Consider the following 19,115-nt stretch of genomic DNA (forward strand, 5'->3'; position numbering starts at 1 on the left):
CTGCCCGGTTTGCCGCGCCTTACACCCCTTGTCGTCGAACCGGCCGGAATTCCGGCCGGGTATGGCGGGTGGGGCGAGTACGGCGGACAGAGCGGACAGGGGGCGGGGCAGGTACGGCCGGCCCGGCGGCTCAGGTCGCCAGCGGGTTCAGCACCAGGGGGGCGATCTTGCCCTCCAGCATGGCGCCCAGGCCCTGGACGGCGCACACGTCCGGCCGCTCGGCGATGTGGACCGGCATGCCAGTCGCCTGCCGCAGCATCTGGTCGAGGCCCGGCAGCAGGGCGCTGCCGCCGACCATCATGATCCCGCGGTCGACGAGGTCGGCGACCAGGTCGGGCGGACAGCCCCGCAGCACCTTGCCGATCCCGTCCAGTACCGCCGTCAACGGGGTCTGGATGGCGTGCCGCACGGCCGCCGTGTCGACCTTGACCGAGCGGGCGAGGCCGGTGGCGACGTCCCGGCCGTGGATCTCCGTCGACTCCGGACCGTGCGGGGTGAGCCCGTTGCCGGACAGGGCCAGCTGCAACGGCCGTACGGACTGGCTCGGCAGCATCAGCTCGTGCTGGTGGCGCAGGTGCTGGACGATGGCGTTGTCCACGGCGTCACCGCCGACCGACATACGCTCGGCCGTCACGATCGAGCCGAGGGAGAGCACGGCCACCTGCGTGGTCGCCGCCCCGCACACCAGGATCATGGTCGCCTCGGGACGTTCCACGGGCAGCCCGCAGCCGACGGCGGCGGCGATGAGCGTGTCGACCAGCTCCACCCGGCGGGCGCCCAGCCCGACCAGGGTCTCGATCGCGGCGCGCTGGGCCAGCGGATCGGCGTCGTGCGGCGTGCAGGCCGCGGCGCGCAGGCCCGGCCGGCGGCGCAGCGTACGGCGGATCCGGTCGCCGAGCAGATGCCGCAGCATGCGCTGCGCCATGTCGATGTCGACGACGGTGCCGCCCGACACCGGCCGTACGACACGGATGTAGCTCGGCGTCCGCCCCTTCATCCGCTCCGCGAGCTCGCCGACCGCGATCAGCGCGCCGGTACGGGTGTTCACGGCGGCGGCGGACGGCTGGTCGACGACGAGACCGGCACCCTTGACGTAGACCCGGGTGCGGGCCGCTCCCAGGTCGACGGCGAAGTGGCAGCGGCGCAACTGCTCCAGACTGGCGGTCACGGCAATCCTCCCGAGTGCGCGGTCCTGCGGGCCGCCGGGCGGCGGACCTCATGACCATCGTGCGCGCCCGCACAGGACCCCGCCCCTTGTGGAGGGCCGGGCGGGGGGCCGCTGAACGGGGGCGGGGCGCGGGGACCGCGGGGAGGCCCCCGGTTCACCTGTCGTCGTAAGGGTGGCCGGGGTCGGGGTCCTGTTCCTGGTCGTGGTGGCCGACGATGCCCCGTACGACGCCCAGCTCCACCAGGTCCTGCGGGCGGACGCGGAGCTGGTCCGCCGTGGCCTCCACCTCCTCCGGGGGGCGTTTGAGGATCGCCGCCGCGAGTTCCGGGGTGATCACCGAGAAGTAACTGTCGGGTGCGGCCCAGGTGTTGCCCGGAGCCGCCAGGGCGAGGGCGCCGCCGGAGCCGCCTTCGCCGACGACGAGCGTGGTGACCGGGGTGCGGGCGGCGGCCACCGCGGCGAACAGGTCGGCGATGGCCGCCCCCGCCCCCTGCCGTTCCGCCTCCGCGTCGTTGGCCGCGCCCGGGGTGTCCACCAGGGTCAGCACCGGGATGCCGAGCCGGTCCGCGAGCCGGATCAGCCGGGCGGCGGTGCGGTACCCGGCGGGACGGGTCGCCGTGCCGGTCTGTGCGGCGTAGGCGACCGTACGGCCCTCGTGCTCGCCGAAGCCGCAGAGCATGCCCTGCGGATCGGTGCCGCCGCAGCGGTCGCCGTTGATCGCGACGCGGTGGGTGAAGTAGGCGTCCAGGTAGTCCCCTGCGCGCGGGCGTTCAAGGGACCGGGCGCGCCGCACGGCGTCCCAGCCGGTGGCCGGGAGGCCGGCCGGGCCCGGACCTGTGCCCGTACTCGCGCCCGCGCCCGTGCCCAGCGGCTTCGGTGGGGCGGCCGGTGTGTCGGACGGGCGGGTCAGCAGCCGCAGCCACCGGCCCAGCGTGCCGCGCAGCTCCTCCGGCGGGACCACGGCGTCCGCCGCCCCCGCCGCCACCTGCGCCCGGGCCGTGTACGCCGCCGGGTCGGCGTCCGCCGGACGGACCCGTGAGCCGGCGAAGCCGACCTGTGCGCCGGGCAGCGCGAGGACCACGTCGGCGCCCGCGCCCAGGGTGGCCCAGCCGCCGCCCGTCGTCGGGTCCCGGAGCACCGCGATCTGCGCCGACCCGGCTTCCCTGGTGAGCACCGACTCGCGGGCCACCCGCTGGAGCTGGGTGAGGGCGAGCATGCCCTCCTGCATCCGGCTGCCACCGGTGGCGACCAGCGGGACCACCGGCAGCCGGTGCGCGCGGGCATGCGCGTACGCCGCCACCAGCCGGTCGCCGGTGCGTTCGCCGAGGGAGCCGCCGAGGAAGCCGAACTCGAAGGCGATCAGCACGGCCCGGACGCCCTCGACCAGGGCGGTGCCGCAGACCACCGACTCCTGTTCACCGGTGCGCTCGGCCGCACGGGCGCGGGCGGCGTCGTAGCCCGGCCAGCCGAGCGGGCCGTCGGGAGGCGAATCGGCGGACTCCCGTACGGGGTCGGGGAGTTCTACGAAGGTCGCGTCGTCGGCGACGAGGGCGACGGTCTCGCGCGCGGTGAGCCGGTCAGTCATGGCGCAGCGCGCGCTTCATGATCTTCCCCATGTCGTTGCGGGGCAGTGCGGCGAGGTGGTGGAGCACCCGCGGACGCTTGTGCGGGGCCAGGCGGGCGGCGACATGGCCGGCCACGTCGTCGAGGGTGGGCGGCGCCCCCGGATCCGCCGGGACGACCCACGCGACGATCCGCTCGCCCAGGTCGGCGTCCGGCTCCCCGGTCACCGCGGCCTCCCGGACACCGGGGTGTTCCAGCAGCGCGTTCTCGATCTCACCGGCGCCGATCTTGTAACCCCCGCTCTTGATCAGGTCGGTGGCCTTGCGGCCGACGATGCGGACGTAGCCGTCGGCGTCGCGCACCGCCATGTCACCGGTGCGGAACCAGCCGTCGGCGGTGAAGGCGCCCGCGGTGGCGTCCGGCCGGTTCAGGTACTCGGTGAACAGGTTCGGGCCGCGGACCTGGATCTCACCCACGGTCTCCCCGTCGTGCGCCGCCACCGGTGACCCGTCCTCCTCCACCAGCCGCAGCTCCACGCCCGGCAGCGGCACGCCCACGGTGCCGGGCCGGGCCTCGCCGTCCGCACGGACGCTGGTGTTCATCAGCGTCTCCGTCATGCCGTACCGCTCGATCACCCGGCGGCCGGTGGCCGCCGCGATCCGCTCGTGGTCGTGCACGGGCAGCGCCGCCGACCCCGACACCAGCAGCCGCGCCCCGGCCAGCGCCTCGGCCAGCCCCGGCTCGGCGGGCAGCGCCTCCGCGACGCGGTGGTACATCGTCGGCACGCCGAACAGCATGGTCGCGCCGCCGCGCAGCTCCCGTGTCACCCCCTCGGTGGTGAACCCGCCGAGGTGACGCACCGAGCCGCCGCGGCGCAGCGGGCCCAGGATGCCCAGGACCAGCCCGTGCACATGGAACAGCGGGAGCCCGTGGACGAGGACGTCGTCGCCGGTCCACTGCCAGGCGTCGGCGAGCGCGTCCAGGGTGGCGGCGATCGCGCGACGGGGGATGACGGCGCCCTTGGGCGGGCCGGTGGTGCCGGAGGTGTAGACGACCAGGGCCGGGTCCTCGTCGCCCGTGCCGCCCCCGGCGAGGTCCCCGGGGAGCGCGCCGGGGGCGCGGACGGCCGGGTCGACGTCCAGGCGGGCCAGGCCGGCCAGGGCCTCCGGGAGGTCCTGGCCGGGAGCGGCGAGGACCAGGTCCGGGGTGCTGTCGGACAGGATGTGGCCGAGCTCCTTGGTGCCCGACTTCGGGTTCAGGGGCACCACGGTCACCCCGGCGAGCAGCGCCGCGGTGACCGCGACCGCCGTCTCCAGGGTCGGGGTCGCCCAGACGGCGACCCGCCGCGCCTCCCGGACGGCCCCGGCCACCGGGCCGGCCGCGGCGGCGAGTTCCCCGTACGTCAGTGAGCGCTCGCCGAACCGGAGGGCGGGCCGGCCGGCGGCAGGGCCGTCGCCGTCGGTCAGGGCCGGGAAGAGAGAGGACACGCGTCGTACTCCTTGACCATCGGGGAACCATGGGGGCTGTACAGCTGTCGTTCCCGGGGTGCCGGGCTCCAGCCGGGAGCCGACCGGGCTCCTACCCCGGCCGGGCACGGCCGGCACCCGCCACACCACCGCCGGTACCGGCGCGACCACGATTCCTCCGTACACCATCAACCGTCGGAACGAACGCCCGTGGCCGGCGTCCGGTGCGGCAGACCGCCGCCGCGACGCGCAGCCTCGCGCTCGACCGTCCTGCACACCGGTTCGACGCCCCGGACGGTGGACGCGATCATCCGGGCGGCGGCTCGCCGACCGCGACCCGTTGCAGCAGGCCCCAGGTGAACTCGGCGACCACCTCGTGCCGCCCGCCCCGCGCGTCCGGCGCGACGAAGGCGAGGCCCCACCGGGTGGGGGCGGTGCCTTCGAGCGGGCGGGCCGGGGCGAAGGCGCGGGCGGCCTCGTCGACCGTGCAGGACCAGGGCGTCAGATCCTCGACGGTGCGCAGGACGGGCGGGTCGGCGTCGGGCGCGCGGACCAGCCACTCGTTCCAGACGGTGCCGTCGGGCGCGGTGAGGATCTCGAAGCGGAGGTCCGGCCAGAGCGGGAGCCGCCACCGCCGTGCCTCGCAGTCGAGGTCGCCGATCCGGCGCCGGGCCGAGGACTCCGGCTCACCGAGGACGGAGAGGTACCTTGAACGGGCCGAACGGGAGCGCGGGGAGCGGACCATGGCCTGCCAGCGCTTGTTCGCCTCGCGCATCCCGGCGAGGGAGACACCCAGTTCACGGCGGGCGTCCTCGACCAGGCCGGGCTGGTGGTCGGCCATGCGGCGCAGCAGGACGAGCTGGAGGTCGAGCGGGGTGAACGGGCCGGACGGGCTACCGGGGGGATTCGCGGGAGGCACGGGAACCATCGTCGCTCACCGGGGGCGTTCCGGGACGGCGGCCGTCCGGGAGGAACAGCACCGAGTTCACATAGCGCGGGCCCCTGAGCGCGCCGTGCGGCAGGACGCGGCGGAGCAGACCGTGGGAGACGACGTAGGAGGCCCTGGCCTGGTGGGCCTCCAGGGGGAAACGGGCCAGCGGGACCCAGGAGTCGCCGGGCAGCACCCAGCCGTCGTAGCCCAGCAGGGACAGCTGGGTGACCACGGGCGCGACCGGCTGGATGCGGGACTCCAGTTCCACGAAGAGCGCCGGGCGGTCGCGGGCGAGGATGCCGGTGGCGCCGCGCAGCACCGCCGACTCGTTGCCGTCCACGTCGATCTTGATGAAGCCGACGTCCTTCAGGCCCAGTTCGTCCAGCGTGACGCAGGTGACGTCCAGGGCGTGGCCGTGGATGTCCCGGCGGACCAGGGAGGACACCCCCCGGTCGCCGCCGTCGTCCGGCGGCAGCCACAGCCGGGCGACCCCGGCGCGGTCCGAGGCCGCCGCGCGGACCACGCGGACGTTCGGCGGGGCGCCGGAGACGAGCAGCCGCGCCAGGTGGGGGACCGGCTCAATGGTCACCACCCGGCGGGCGCGCCGGGCCAGCCGGTGCGTCCAGGGGCCGTACCAGCCGCCGACGTCGACCGCCGTGCCGCAGTCCGGCGGGCACAGGTCGGCGAGCCGGGCCAGCTCGGGCTCGAAGCGCGGGTAGACCGCGCGGGCGGCGGCGGCCACGACCCGGGTGGGCAGGACGGACGCCGCGCGGGCGGCGAGCGTGACCCTGGGACGGTCCTTCGTCATGTGGTCGCCCCCGGGGTGCCGGGACGGCGGATGTCGTTCCCGGCCATGTGGTTCTCAGGCACGGGGTCCTCGGCGATGTGGTCCTCGGACATGTCTCCCGCGGTCATGTGGTCCTCGGACACACGCGCCAGCAGTGTCTCGTGCTCCTCGTCCGAGACCTGCTCGCCGGAGGACGGGAGCAGTTGCGGGATGCCGTCGATGATCGGGTAGCGGCGGCGCAGGCGCGGGTTGTACAGCGCCTCCCCGGCTCCGTCCACCGCCGCTGTGCCGTCCTTCCCGGCAGAGGCAGAGGCAGAGGCAGAGGCAGAGGCAGAGGCTGAAGCAGCGGCAGCGGCGGGGAGCAGGTGCAGCGGGCCCTTGTCGAGCGGGCAGGCCAGAATCCTCAGCAGCGGATCGTCGGGCTTCACGGGGGCGTCAACTCCTCGGTTTCGGTTTCGGTCTTGGTCTCGGTGCTTGGCTGTGAGGTGGTGTCGTGTTTCGGCATGGCCAGCAGCACGGTGACCGCGAGCACCGTGCCCGCCACGCGCAGGGCCAGCCGCAGGGGTTCGTCGGGGAGTTCCTCGCCGAACGACAGCGTGCCGAGCACCGCCGTGTACAGGCACGTCACGGTCGTGCACACCGGCACGATCAGCGAGGCCCGGCAGCGCTGGAGCGCCGCCTGCGACAGCACCAGGCCGAACACGCCGGTGAACAGCAGCAGATACGGGTAGGGGGAGCGCAGCAGGCCGAGCAGCGCGTCGCCGATGCCGCTGGTCGTCAGGTGGCTCGACACCCCCTTGATGGCGAGCGAGCTGACGCCGTAGAGCAGGCCGACGGCGACCCCGTACTCGACACCGGTGGTCGGCATCCGGTGCCGGCGCCGGGCACGGCGCTCCGCGGACCGGTAGAGCCACACCCCGGCCGCCAGCGACGGCACGCACACCAGCAGGATCAGCGGGTACGGCGCGTCCCGGCCGACGGTGTCGGCGCCCGCGCCGCCCTCCTTCAGCGACAGCACCACCATGAGCAGCGCGAGCAGGATGGCGCCCAGCGCGTACCGTTCCCGGCCGGTGGTCTCCTCGCCGAGCAGCCGCGCCGACAGCATCACGAGGAGCACCAGGCCGGAGACGAACAGGCCCTGGGCGGCGGCGATCGGCAGGGTCCGGTACACGGCGAGCTGTGCGCCGAAACCGGCGGCGAGGGACAGCGCGCCGGCGATCCACAGCGGGCTGCCGAGCACCAGCCGCAGCAGTCGCGCCGGCCGGTGAACCGTTACTTCGGGCAGGGTGGCGAGCGCCCGCTTCTCCAGGACGAACCCGCCGCTGTACAGGACGTTCGACACCAGGGCAGCGGCTACTCCCCACCACATGGTCCCCGGTCCCCCTCAGGTCCGGCGCGCGTGCAGCAGCAGGATCGACGCGAGCGGCGGCCGGGCGCAGGCCAGCCGGTCCAGCATCCGCAGCGGACGCGGCACCCCGTGGAACGGAGCGCCTTCGAGGCGTACGACGGTGAAGCCGGACGCGGCGACGAACTCCCGCAGCGCGCGGGCGGTGTAGAGCCGCAGATGCCCCACCACCTCCGAACCCGGCCTGCCGTGGATACCGCGCAGGCTGACCTCGGAGAACACCGGCTGCACCCCGGCCAGCAGCAGCGCCCGGTTGTACCAGGCGGCCAGATTGGGGGTGGACAGCATCAGATGGCCTCCGGGGCGCAGCACCCGGTGGATCTCCTCCAGGGCCGCGTCCGGGTCGACGAGATGCTCGATCACCTCGCTGAACAGCACCGCGTCGGCCGATCCGGACGCGAACGGCAGCCCTCCGCCGGTGAGTTCGCCGCGCACCGCGTACGGCATCCGGGTGCGGGCCCGTGCCAGGGCGTCCTGGGACCAGTCGACGCCGACGAGCCGGTGGCCCCGCAGGAGGGGGGCGGCGGTGGCCGCGGCGGAGCCGTCGCCGCAGCCGATGTCGAGGATCGTCCGCGTGCCCCCGGCACCGGCCGGGCCGAGCGCCCCGGCGAGCATCCGGGCCTGGCGGAGGCTGCGGGAGGGGCCCGAGGCCACGGGAACGGCGGGGTTCTCGTAGAAGTCGCGCAGGTCGCGGGGCGGGGGCGCGGTGGTCGTCACGGGGTCGCCTCCGTGGAGTGGAGATGGTGCGCGAACAGGTCGCGCAGGTGGATGCCGTCGTCGTGCCCCAGCAGCGGACGGGACCAGCGCACGGCCAGGTGCAGCCGGCTCGCGACGGAGGCGGTGGTGAAGGTGAGACCGCGGGGCATCCGGGCGGGAGCCGAGAACCACACCGCGTGCGCGCACCCGGCCTCCTCTCCGAAGTCCATCCGGTACGGGATGCGCCCGATGTTGCTGAGCAGCGTCGTCGACGTCCAGGGCGCCGCCGCCCTGCGGATTCCCCGGGTGAGGGCGGCGCGGACGGCGACCGGCGCCCACGGCGAGGTCAGCAGGGCCGCGCCGTGCCCCAGCTGGGGACGGACGAGGGCCTTCAGGGCACGGGTGCGCAGCGCGGTGCGGCCCAGCAGTCCGGGCAGGTCCTCCGTTTCCAGCTCGGAGGGGGAGAAGGGCACCTCGACCAGGCGGGTGCCGTTGCCGATGGGCATCGAGGCGTCCCGCGGACGGTCGTCCACCGGCATCGTGATGCGCAACGGGCGGGCCGGTGCGCCGTGTTCACGGTTCCAGTCGGCGAGCGTCAGGGCGGTGGCGACCATGAGCTGGTCGTTGACGGTGTAAGGGGCGCCCTTGGGCCGGTGCGGCAACGGAAGCTCGGTGTGGAGCAGTCCGTTGCCGCGCCGGGGACCCGGGTACGGGTCCGGGGTGCCGCGGGCCACCCGGGCGGGCGGAGCCCACTGGGAGGGCGTGTCCGGCGCCCCCGCCCGCGGCGTCTCGGACGGCCGTACGGGCGGGGCGGCGGCCGAGTTGTCCCGGCCGCCGTAGATCTCGGCGGCGGTGGCCAGGATGCGCAGGCAGGCCGGGCCGTCGAGTGCCGTGTGGTTGAGGGTGAGGAGCAGCGCGGTGCCCGTCGGGACGGCCGCGCGGCCGTCCGCCCCGCCCCCCGCCCCGGACTCCGTGGAGCCCGGGGCGGTCACCACCTCGAGGCGGATGGGCGGGGAGGCCGTGAGCGAAGGAGCAACCGCCATGGCCCGGGCCCGGGCGTCTTGCAGGGAGCCGGGGCCCGGCGGCGGGAAACTCACCGTTTCCACGTCGGGCTCGTCGGTCAGTTCCCATTCGTAGCGGCGCCGGTACCAGGGACCGGGGGCCTCGCGCATGAGGATGCGCGGGTGCCGGCGCAGCGCTTCCAGGAACGCCTTGCGCAGGCGTCCGGAATCCAGTTCCCCGGGGAGGTGCACCTCGATGAGCACCGTCTCCGGTTCCTCGTCCTGGACGCAGTGCCGTGACACCTCGTCCACCACGGGGAACGGGATACGCAGGGGTGCGGTCATCCCGCCGAGCCCCTTTCCGCCGGTCCGCCGCCCGCCGGACCGTCCTGGCCGCCCGCTGTCCGCACGCGGGGGATCTCCTGAGTGGGCGTCTCCTGACCGGGTGCCGCCGAGTGCGCCGGCACCCGGGGCGGCACGGCCTTGTCGTACCCCGCGGGGCCGTACTCGTCCGTCCCGGTCCCGTCCGCCCGGCCGGTTCCCCAGCCGTCCTCCCGGACCGTGCGCCCGGAATCCGGGCCGCCGAGGCTCACCAGCGCCGCGAACAGGCCGATCAGCGCCAGCAGCTGGGCCAGGTGCCCGAAGGCACCCTCGCCCGCGCCCGCCGGCTCCCCGGCCCCGAAGGCCGCCACGATCCCCGCTCCCGCGAGGGCGGCCAGCGCCACCGGCACCAGCAGGGCGGCCCTGCGCCAGGCGAGCAGCGCCAGTGCCGGGACCAGCAGCGCCCACCAGCCCGCGATCACCACGCCGACCAGGGTCAGCGCCACCGCGCCCAGCCACAGTCCGGGCGCCGCCGGCGCGGGCTGCGGGGCGTCGGGGTTCTCGGTCTTGCGGCGCCACAACGCCAGCCCGATCAGCACCGCGATCCCGGCGCCGGCGCCGATCAGCCCGGCGTCGTACGTGGTGGCGGGACCGTAGGACAGCTTCACGGTGCCGCCCTCGCCGGCGGGGATCTGCCAGCCCTGCTGCCAGCCGTCCAGCCGCAGCGGCGTCAGTTCCTCACCGTTCAGGGTGGCCGTCCAGCCCTCGTTGTGGTTCTCGTACGTGGTGAGGTACGAGGCGGCGCCCGAACCGACCGTCAGCTCGCGCTGATCGCCCAGCCAGTCCCGGACCTCCAGCTCGCGCTCGGACGCCGAGACGTCCGGCACGGTGCCGCGGGTCAGGGTCAGGCCGGTCACGGTCAGCGGGCCCTCGTCACCGGCCTCGACCCGGTGCTCTCCGGCCGGCAGCTCCAGGGCGGTCTTCGTTTCGCCTTCCTGGCAGAGCGTCACCTCCACCGGACGCCGTTCCACCAGGTCGCCGACCGTTCCCTCGACGCTGGTCTCGTGGAATTGGCCGTCGACGGACAGGACCGGCCCCTTGCCGCACGCCAGGGTGAACTCCCGGTCGGCGGACGGCTGCGGGGTGCGGTACGTCTCGAGCGCCGGCAGGTAGACCTCGGTCAAGCCCACCGGCAGGTCCAGGTCCTCGCCGGCGACGGGGTTGTGCAGGGTGAGAGGGGCGGTACGGGTGATCGTGATGTCGAGCCGGTCCGTGGTGATCGCCGGGAAACGGACCTTGCCGTTGTCGTCGACATTGGCGATCGCCGCGCCGTCCGGGGAGCTGATGTGCACCTCGGTCGGCCGGGTGGACAGGCCGCCCGCCGCTCCCAGCACGATCTCGTCGATGGACTGCTTGCCCTCCCAGCTCAGACGGACGACCGGCCGGTCACCCGCGATCCAGGAGGTGGTCAGGTCGCCGTCGGTGAGGTTGCGCGCGCTCAGGCCCGCGCCGAGGCGGGCGGTCGAGTCGGCGGTTGCGGTGATCCGGGTCTGCCGGTCGGGAGCCACCTCGTACAGCAGGCGGTCCAGTCCCTCGCCCGGCACGGCCACGGCGCTCGCCGCGATCTCGTACGTGCCCGCGGCGTTGGTGGTGAACTGGCGGTGCAGTCCGTTCTCGGTGCCGGTGGGGGACAGTCCGGTCGGGTCGGCCGAGCGGTGCAGCGAGACGACCTGGGCGGCCGCCGTCGAGTCCTCCGAGTCCGTGGGAAGCCGCAGCATCCGGGTCACCTGCACGTCCGGCAGGTCGATCTCGGAGAAGCCCGCGCCGCCCAGACCGGAGTGCCGGGAGACCGACTCGACGATCGTCAGCTTCATCCAGCGCGTCGCGCCCTCGGGCGCCTTGATCTCCTGCTTGGTGCCGTTCGCCTGGAGGAAGCCGGTCTCGGAACCCCGCTCCGTCTCCACCCGCACCTTGGTCGCGGCCGCTCGCACACTGTCCTGCGGCAGCGGGGTGACGGCGAAGGAGTCCGGCATGTCGTAGCTGCCGTCGAAGCCGATCCGCAGCCACTGCCCGTTCGGCGATCCGGCCGAGCCCTCCGTCCAGGCCGTGTCCGGGCTGCCGTCGAAGGCGTTCACCGGGTCGTACTGCGGGAGGTGGAACAGCCAGTTGCCGTACGAGGACGCCGACACCGAACGGGCGCCACGCAGTTCGGCCACCGTCTGGTGGTCCAGGCCCTCCGTGGGCAGGATCTGGCGCGGCTTCTCACCGGCGTCCTGCACCGCGTCGGGCGCGTTGCGCTCCTCGGGGGTGTACGTGTACGACGTATTGGAGTTGACCAGGCCGAACCGGGTGTCCGCGTACCGCATCCCGTCACCGGTCACCTGCACCGGCGGGGTGCCGAGCCCCGGGTGCCCGTCGCCGGTCAGCACGGCCGGACGGCCGCGCAGCTCGTCGGCCAGCGGCAGCAGCGCCTCCGGGCCGCCGGAGACCACGGCGGTGTCGGCGACCGGAGCCAGCGAGGCCTGCCCCGGACGCTGCACGTCCGTGCCGGTCGGACGGTAGATCTCCACCGCCCGCTGCTGCGGGTACAGCCCCTCGACCTGGAGCGGGGTGCCGTTCGCGATCACACCGCCGGTCGAGACCGGGCCGAGTCCGGTGACCCGCTCGTAGCCGGACTGCGTCAGGGTCCGCTTGACCGTGGTGGTCGGCACCTGCCCGACCTGGTCCGGGTCGAGGTCGTTGCGGACCACGACGTAGTGGAGGCCGGCGCGGCTCAGGTAGTCCGCGAGGCCCGGGACTTCGGAGCCGGTCAGCAGGGCCTGCTCGACCGCGTCCATGGCACGCCGGTTGCCCGGGGTGCCGAACGGCACGTAGTCGCGCTGTGCCCAGCGGGAGTCGGCGACCACGTCGAGCGGCTGGTCGATGGTCGAGCCCCAGGTGTGGATGCCGTGCGCGGTGGCCGGTACGACGAGGGCACGGGAATCGGGGGAGTTCTCCTCCAGCCAGTCGGCCGTGGCCTGCCAGTACTTGGGGATCTCCTGGAACGAACCCGGGCTGAGGATGGACCCGTTGAGGTACGGCCACATCAGACCGGGAAGGACCAGCACCGCGGCGATCAGGGGCGCGAAGCGCCTGCCCCGCTCCCGCCGTCGGGAGCGGACCGATCCGTCGGCCGCCCGCGCCTGCGCGACCGTGCCCACCAGGTGGGCCAGGCCCAGGACCAGGGCGAGCGCCAGGCCCGTCTGGAACTTGTAGATGTTGCGGAACGGCGACAACCAGCCGTCCAGCCAGCCCTGCACCACCGAGTGGAACGGGCCGCCGAACGCACCGCCGTAGCCGGCGAGCAGCACCAGCACCGTCACCAGCACCGTCAGCACCAGCCAGCGACGCTCCGGCAGGTCCCGCCGGGCCAGACCGGCGAGGCCCAGAGCGGCCGCCAGCGCCGAGCAGACGATCACCAGCACGGAGGAGGCCACGGTCCAGCCCGCGGGCAGCCATGCCTCACCGAAGTGCAGGTACGCCACCCAGTTGCCGGCGCCGCGCAGCGCCTCGGTGGCCGCCATGGTGTCCGTCGTGGTCTGCGCGGTCTCGACGTAGGGCAGGAAGTTCTCGCCGTACACGCCGAGCAGCAGCAGAGGTATCCACCACCAGGCGGTGGCGACCGCGACCGCGGGCGCCCACCAGGCGATCAGCTTGCGCCGGCGCGGGCCCGGCGGCCGGGACAGCAGGTACAGGCCCACGGGCAGCAGCGACGCCAGCGTCGAGGCCGCGTTGACCCCGCCCATGAACGGGACGAGCAGCGCGGAACGCAGCGCCACGACCCGGGCGCTGTAGCGCTCGTCCGTCAGCGGCAGCAGCACCCACGGCAGCAGCGCGCCCGGCAGGGCGGCGGCCGACGTCGAGCCGATCACCGTGGTGAACAGCGGCCACAACGCGTACGCCGTCGCCGCGAGCAGCCGAGCCGGCCCGTTGCCCACACGCAGTCGTTCCGCCAGGCGCAGTGCGCCCCAGAAGGCGACGGTCACGATCAGCGACAGCCACAGCCGCTCGGCCAGCCACACCGGCAGCTGCACCAGGTCGGCCACCCAGTAGAACGGCAGCATCGGCCACAGGTAGCCGATGTACTGGTTGTTGACCCCGCCGAACGATCCCTGACTCTGCCAGAGCTGGCCCAGGTCGGAGAGGAACCGGCCCGGGTCGACGGTGACACCCAGCTTGGTGTCGAAGGTCTGCCGACCCGGCTGCACCACTAGGAGAAGGGCGAAGACAACCGCCCAGAAGCCCAGCAGCCAGCGCCGCGACCGCGGACCCCGGGGCGGGTCCGCGGCGGTTGCGGTACGGGGAACGGCTTCCGGAGGGGGAGCCTGGACCGTGGACGTCATTCGGGACACCGCCGGAGGATGAGGAGGAGGTTCCAAGTAGCGAACTCGCGCAGACCGGGGACTTTGACCACGGTCTCGGTGAGGAACGGCCAGTAACGGGAGCGCGCCGAGACGATGCGTACGTCGGTGCGGCCCCGTACCTGCCGCAGGGTGGTGCCGATGTGTACCGGGAAGAGGTTCTCGCCGAGTGTGTGCTTGGCGGGTTTTCCGGTACGGCGCCGGTAGCGGGCGCGGGCCCGCTCGGCGCCGAGATAGTGCCACGGGGCCCATTCGTGCCCGCCCCACGGCGAAAACCAGTTGGTGAACGACACATAGATGAGTCCGCCCGGTTTGGTCACCCGGGCCAGCTCACTGAGGAAGGTCTGCGGATCGGCCACGTGTTCCAGGACGTTGGACGAGAACGTCACGTCCGCGGCGCCGTCGCACAGCGGCAGCATGTAGCCGTCCGCGACCACGGTCCCCTCGGGCGGCTTCTCGGCCAGCTCCCGCGCATCGGGCTCGAACAGGAAGGCGTCCGCACCGCGGTGGCGGAACTCCTCGGTGAAGTGCCCGCTGCCGCCGCCGACGTCGACCACGACGCGGCCCGCCACGGGCCCGCCGTACGCCTCGACCTGGTCGGCGGCGTCCCGGGCGAGCAGTGTGTAACAGGCGTCGGGATCCTCCTGCTCGCCCATGAAGGCGCGGAAGAGGGCGAGGGAACGGCGCAGGGAGGGGTCCTTCGGCGTACCGCCGCCCTTGCCCGTGCCGTTCACTGCGCCACCCGGTCCTGTCTCAGTCATGCTCCTGTCAGTCACACGTCCGCCGTTCATGTCCGGTGACTCCGCACCGCCTCCGACGCCACCGCGCCGAACCGGCGCACCGTGTGGTCCCAGCGGAAGCGGGCGGCGTCCTTCCTTGCCGCCTCGCCCATCAGTTCCCGGCGGGCGCCGGACAGGGCGAGCGTGCACCAGGCGGCCGCGAACGAGGACTCGCCGTGCGCCAGCACGCCGGTCTCGCCGTCCACCACGGAGTCCCTGAGACCGGGCACGTCGAAGGCGACGGTCGGGGTCCCGCGGGTTGCGGCCTCCGTGACGACCAGGCCCCACCCCTCCACGGCGGAGGGGTGCAGCAGCAGCCAGGCCGCGCACAGCAGACGGTGCTTCTCCGCCTCGGAGACGTGGCCGGTGAACTCGACACCGGGGCCGGCGAGGCGTTCCAGACGCTCCCGCTCGGGGCCGTCGCCGACGATCACCAGCCGGCCGCCGGTGACCGGCCGCACGCGTTCCCACAGTCGCAGGAGCAGGTCGATCCGCTTGTACTCGACGAGTCGGCCCACCGCCACGAAGAGCGGTTCAGGGGAGCGCTCGGTGCGCGGACCGGGCTCCTCCACGCCGTTGTGCACGACCCTGATCCGCTCGCGGGGCACGCCGATCCCGTGCAGGGCGTCCGCGGTCGACGGGGAGACGGCGACCATCAGCCCGTTCTGCCGGGCGCCGGTCAGCGCCCAGTGCTCGAGTCTGCGCCCGATCCGCGCGGCCGGAGCCAGAGGACCGCCGAAGCGCATACCCCACAGGTCGGTGTGCACATGGTTGACCAGGCACAGGGTCGGCCCGCGATGCCACATCGGTGCCAGGTACGGCATGCCGTTGCAGACCTCGACCAGCAGATCGCATGCACCGACCTGACGGGCGAAGGCGGAACGGGCCTGCAGGAAGTGGCTGTAGGTGCCGCCCGCCGACACCACGCGGTAGTCACGGACGGGGGTCGCCGGCCCTCCGCACAGCAGGGTGACCTGATGGCCCCTGCGGCTCAGGCCGTCGGCGAGCCGGTCGACCAGCAGCTCGGAGCCGCCGGCCGAGGGGTTGCCCAGATCGCGGTGGGCGAGGAAGACGATCCGCCGGGGGGCGGGGGGCGCAGCCGGAGACACCTGCGGCGTGCCGGGGAGCGGCGTGCGGTGGGGGCCTCCCCGCTCATGGGCCTCTCTCCGCTCGAGCGGAACCGAGAGCGCGGGAGAGGACGGTACGTGCTGGGGCATCGGTGCTCCAACTCGTCTTGGGGTCATGCGTGGGGTACGCGGGACACGTGCGGGTGGGACCGGGGTGTACGAAGCGCGGGCGGTGCTGCCGAGCGCGGGGGAGTGTCGGAGTTACGGGGAGTGTCGAAGTGCGGGGAGTGTCGGAGGTACGGGGGAGTGTCACGAGGCGCAGGGGGTGCGGAACGTGGTGGCGCGGAAAGGGGGCGGATTCCGGCCGGGCGGGATGGCCCGGCCGGAACCCGAATGCTTCGGGGGAGCACGCGTGCTCACCCTGGGCGTGGACTGTGAATGGCTTGTGCACGGGGTGGGGATGGACAGTTTTCGCCCAGACGTTCCCCAGGGCTACTCACCGAGGTGACAATTTCCGCTCCTGTTGACCCGGAAGTCGCTTCGGTTCGTGAGCATTTACTGAGCAGTACCGGACAAACCGGGATGCTCTTCTTCCTTCCGTCCACGTGCCACCAGAATCCCGCCGGTCACCGCGAGCACGAATCCCGCCACGGCCGCGCCGACCGGAAGGGTCCGGCCCACCATGCGCAGCTGTCCGCTGTCGCGCTCCGCCTGCCGCACGGCCTCCTTCTGCGTCTCGGTCGTGAACGCGAGCTTCTCCGCGTCCAGCAGGACTGCCGCGTCCTCGTCCCCGCCCGGCGTCCGCAGCGTGCGCCTCGGACCGGTCTGCGCGTAGATCACCCGGCCGGTGGCCTGGTCCACGACCAGCTCGAGGCCGTGGTTGGAGTACCACTCCTCGGCCAGTACCTGCGGCCTGTCCGGGGTGTTCACGAGGGTGCCCGGCACCATGCGCGTGCCGGTCTTCGTGGCCGGCACCGAGGCGGTGAACCGGTAGCCGGTGTACCCCTGCACCTTCTCGGTGCCGCGGTAGCGCATCACGACGGTGTCGCCGAGGGTGTTGTCCCACCACTGGTAGGAGCGCTTCTGCACGTCGAAGGGGAACTTGAGGTACGCCTCGCCCTCGATCCGGGGCTTCGCACCGCAGCAGTGGACCGGCTTCGTGGTCTCGCGGTCCAGTACCCAGCGGTGCGGGGAGAAGTCCAGCGCGTCGTGCGGGTCGGCGGCCGGCAGGGACTTGTCGGTGTCCACCGTCGTGATCACGTCCCACACGGCGTTGCCGCTGTCCTCGCTGGCCTCGACGTCGCCACGTACCCGCTGGGTGACGGTGAGTGCCTGGTCCGAGAGGGTCTCGACCCGGTCGAGATCGAACACGCTGCCCCGGCCGGTGTAGCGGGCGGTGGTGTCGATGTCGATGGGGTTCACCGCGGCACGTGGCTGCACATACCATGCCAGCATCGGTGCCAGCACCAGCAGGAAGGTGCCGAAACCGAGTATGGCCAGGGAAAAGGGGGAGGCTGTACGGCGCATCCGGGCACTCCGGGAGGTTGGGACGGACCGGCGTGAAAAGGCCGGACCGTAGAGGGAAAACGCGCATGTGGGAGGGGCGGAGCCATCCGGCACCCCCTGCGGGCCGGGACCGTACTCCCTCTGGGCCGGGAACCGTAGGCGCCCCTTGACTCAGTGTCAATGTGCACTCGACACTGGGGGGTGACGGACAGGGGTGGCGGAACGTGCTTTCGGGGGTGGGGAAATCCTCCGGATCCAGAGAGGCTGACCCTGAAATGTCCAGACTGCTTGCTGCCGCGCTGACGGTCGTACTCGCCTCGGCCCTTGCCGTGGGCGCAGCCTTCGGCGTGGTCGCACTGCTCGATGCCACCCCCGACCAGCCGAACACGCCGTTGATCACCTACGAGCACGCGGGGCAGGGGAGCTGACCGGTGACGGCGTCCAGAACCGTCACGGCCCGTTCCGCCTGGCACGACGTACCACGCTCCCAGGTGCACAGGTTCGCCGAGACGGCCATGGCCGAGGCACCCGGACTCGCCGAAGAGATCATGAGCGAGATCCAGCGCGAATACCCCGAACTCCCCGTCGTGCTCGACGACTCCGGCGAACCGATGGCTCTCGTCGGCATCCGCCGGGCCATCGAGGTGTTCGTGCAGCATCTGGTGCACGCCGACTATTCGGCGGGCCGTCCCACGGCGCCGCCCGGCCTGTTCCACGACTTCGGACGCGGTGAGGGCCTGCACGGACGGTCGCTGGACTCGCTCCAGGCGATCTACCGGCTCGGCGTCCGCATGGCCTGGCGGCGGCTCGCCGAGATCGGCCAGCGCGTCGACATCCCGCCACCCGCGATGTACGAACTCGCCGACGCGGGCTACGCGTACCTGGACGGACTGGTCGACCAGTCCGTCCGCGGTTATGCCGAGGCCGCCGCCCGGCAGGCGGGGGAACGGCTGCGGTTGCAGCGCCGGTTGATGGAGCTCCTGCTCACCGAGCACCACCGGGGCGATCCGGCCGAAGCGCTCGCCGAGCGGGCCGCCCGCGTCGGCTGGCCGCTGCCCGGGAAGGTCGCGGTGGGCGTCCTGCGGCGCCCCGCGCGGGAGGCGGTCGCGCCCGCCGTGGGCCAGGAGGTGCTGCTCGACATGGAGTACGAGCAGCCCCGGATGATCATCCCCGAGCCGGACGCCGCGGGCCGCCCCGAACTGCTGCAGCGCGCGCTCACCGGATGGTCCGGCGCGATCGGACCGCCGGTGCCGCCGGTCGACGCGGCGAAGTCGCTGCGCTGGGCCGAGGCCGCCCTGCGCCTGATGGAACGCGGGCTGCTGCCCGCCGGAGAGGTGCTGCACTGCACCCAGCACACCGAGGCGCTGGTGCTGCTCCAGCCCGAGGAACTCATCGACGACCTCGCGCTCAAGTGCCTCGCCCCGCTGGCCCACTGCGCCCCCACGAACGGACGGCGGCTCGCGGAAACACTGCTGGCGTGGCTGGAGACCCGGGGCGGCGCGCCCGAGGTGGCGGCGCGGCTCGGCGTGCACCCGCAGACCGTCCGCTACCGGCTGCGGCAGATCCGCGAACTGTGGGGCGACGAGATCGACGACCCGGACCGCCGCTTCGAACTGGAACTCGTCCTGAGGGCGCAGCGCCTCCGCGGCGAACTGGGAGGAACCCGCGCCCGGCGCTGACCGGGGTGAGCCGGACAGCCGGGGCCGGCAGGGCGGACCGGACCGGCGGAGCGGGCGGGTAGGGCCGCCGAAGCAGGCGGGCTGGTGGGACAGGCAGGACCGGCGGAACTACCAGGGCCGACGGGACTGTCAGTACTGCCGGGACTGCCAGTACTGCCAGAGCTGCCGGGACTTGTATGGCTGCCAGGGCTGCCAGGGCTGCCAGGGCTGCCAGGGCTGCCAGGGCTGCCAGGGCTGCCAGGGCCGCCAGGGCCGCCAGGGCTGCCAGGGCAGGCAGGGTCGGCAAGAGCGGGTCGGACCGCCCGGACCGCCCAGACCGCCCGGATCGCCCGGACCGCCAGGGCAG

At 73.6% G+C, this 19,115-nt stretch carries 15 protein-coding genes; 2 read left to right on the forward strand and 13 right to left on the reverse strand.

Features of this window, described 5'->3' with window-relative positions:
* Positions 1–130 precede the first annotated feature (130 nt).
* From ACIF80_RS05530 to ACIF80_RS05590, 13 genes are all read right to left on the reverse strand, one after another.
* Positions 131–1,168 (reverse strand): rod shape-determining protein, encoded by a 1,038-nt coding sequence (locus ACIF80_RS05530; RefSeq protein ID WP_399799711.1) that lies wholly within the window; start codon positions 1,166–1,168, stop codon positions 131–133.
* A gap of 154 nt (positions 1,169–1,322) precedes the next feature.
* A complete protein-coding gene (locus ACIF80_RS05535) occupies positions 1,323–2,753 on the reverse strand; it encodes a carboxyl transferase domain-containing protein (protein ID WP_399799715.1) in 1,431 nt (476 codons plus the stop codon).
* The gene (locus tag ACIF80_RS05540) at positions 2,746–4,218 is read right to left on the reverse strand and encodes an acyl-CoA synthetase (RefSeq protein WP_399799717.1); all 1,473 of its coding nucleotides are present in this window, start codon (positions 4,216–4,218) and stop codon (positions 2,746–2,748) included. Before ACIF80_RS05540 ends, ACIF80_RS05535 begins: the two co-directional genes overlap by 8 nt.
* A 286-nt stretch (positions 4,219–4,504) precedes the next feature.
* On the reverse strand, positions 4,505–5,125 hold the full coding sequence (locus ACIF80_RS05545; RefSeq protein ID WP_399799720.1) for a hypothetical protein: 621 nt from the start codon (positions 5,123–5,125) through the stop codon (positions 4,505–4,507).
* On the reverse strand, positions 5,091–5,936 hold the full coding sequence (locus ACIF80_RS05550) for an FkbM family methyltransferase (protein ID WP_399799722.1): 846 nt from the start codon (positions 5,934–5,936) through the stop codon (positions 5,091–5,093). The genes ACIF80_RS05545 and ACIF80_RS05550 overlap by 35 nt, the downstream gene beginning before the upstream one ends.
* Positions 5,933–6,343 (reverse strand): Trm112 family protein, encoded by a 411-nt coding sequence (locus ACIF80_RS05555; protein WP_399799724.1) that lies wholly within the window; start codon positions 6,341–6,343, stop codon positions 5,933–5,935. Before ACIF80_RS05555 ends, ACIF80_RS05550 begins: the two co-directional genes overlap by 4 nt.
* Positions 6,340–7,284 carry a DMT family transporter gene (locus ACIF80_RS05560; protein ID WP_399799727.1) on the reverse strand — a complete coding sequence of 315 codons (945 nt, stop codon included), beginning with the start codon at positions 7,282–7,284 and terminating at the stop codon, positions 6,340–6,342. The genes ACIF80_RS05555 and ACIF80_RS05560 overlap by 4 nt, the downstream gene beginning before the upstream one ends.
* A 15-nt stretch (positions 7,285–7,299) precedes the next feature.
* On the reverse strand, positions 7,300–8,037 hold the full coding sequence (locus ACIF80_RS05565; protein ID WP_399799730.1) for a methyltransferase domain-containing protein: 738 nt from the start codon (positions 8,035–8,037) through the stop codon (positions 7,300–7,302).
* Complete coding sequence (locus tag ACIF80_RS05570) at positions 8,034–9,362, reverse strand: condensation protein (RefSeq protein ID WP_399799732.1); 1,329 nt, start codon at positions 9,360–9,362, stop codon at positions 8,034–8,036. Before ACIF80_RS05570 ends, ACIF80_RS05565 begins: the two co-directional genes overlap by 4 nt.
* Positions 9,359–13,720: an alpha-(1->3)-arabinofuranosyltransferase family protein gene (locus tag ACIF80_RS05575; RefSeq protein ID WP_399799734.1), complete on the reverse strand. Its 4,362-nt coding sequence runs from the start codon at positions 13,718–13,720 to the stop codon at positions 9,359–9,361. Before ACIF80_RS05575 ends, ACIF80_RS05570 begins: the two co-directional genes overlap by 4 nt.
* The gene (locus tag ACIF80_RS05580) at positions 13,717–14,499 is read right to left on the reverse strand and encodes a class I SAM-dependent methyltransferase (protein ID WP_399799737.1); all 783 of its coding nucleotides are present in this window, start codon (positions 14,497–14,499) and stop codon (positions 13,717–13,719) included. Before ACIF80_RS05580 ends, ACIF80_RS05575 begins: the two co-directional genes overlap by 4 nt.
* Positions 14,500–14,525: 26 nt before the next feature.
* Positions 14,526–15,734 carry a glycosyltransferase family 4 protein gene (locus ACIF80_RS05585; protein WP_399799739.1) on the reverse strand — a complete coding sequence of 403 codons (1,209 nt, stop codon included), beginning with the start codon at positions 15,732–15,734 and terminating at the stop codon, positions 14,526–14,528.
* A 405-nt stretch (positions 15,735–16,139) separates the two neighbouring features.
* Positions 16,140–17,111 carry a DUF3068 domain-containing protein gene (locus ACIF80_RS05590; protein WP_399799742.1) on the reverse strand — a complete coding sequence of 324 codons (972 nt, stop codon included), beginning with the start codon at positions 17,109–17,111 and terminating at the stop codon, positions 16,140–16,142.
* A gap of 254 nt (positions 17,112–17,365) precedes the next feature.
* On the opposite strand from ACIF80_RS05590, the gene ACIF80_RS05595 reads away from it, so the two are divergent.
* A complete protein-coding gene (locus ACIF80_RS05595; RefSeq protein ID WP_399799744.1) occupies positions 17,366–17,518 on the forward strand; it encodes a hypothetical protein in 153 nt (50 codons plus the stop codon).
* 3 nt (positions 17,519–17,521) lie between these two features.
* Positions 17,522–18,769, forward strand: coding sequence for a helix-turn-helix domain-containing protein (locus tag ACIF80_RS05600; RefSeq protein WP_399799747.1), 1,248 nt, complete (start codon positions 17,522–17,524; stop codon positions 18,767–18,769).
* Positions 18,770–19,115: the final 346 nt, after the last annotated feature.

Origin of the sequence: Streptomyces sp. NPDC085927 (assembly GCF_044540975.1) — a bacterium.
GTDB lineage: Bacteria > Actinomycetota > Actinomycetes > Streptomycetales > Streptomycetaceae > Streptomyces > Streptomyces hirsutus.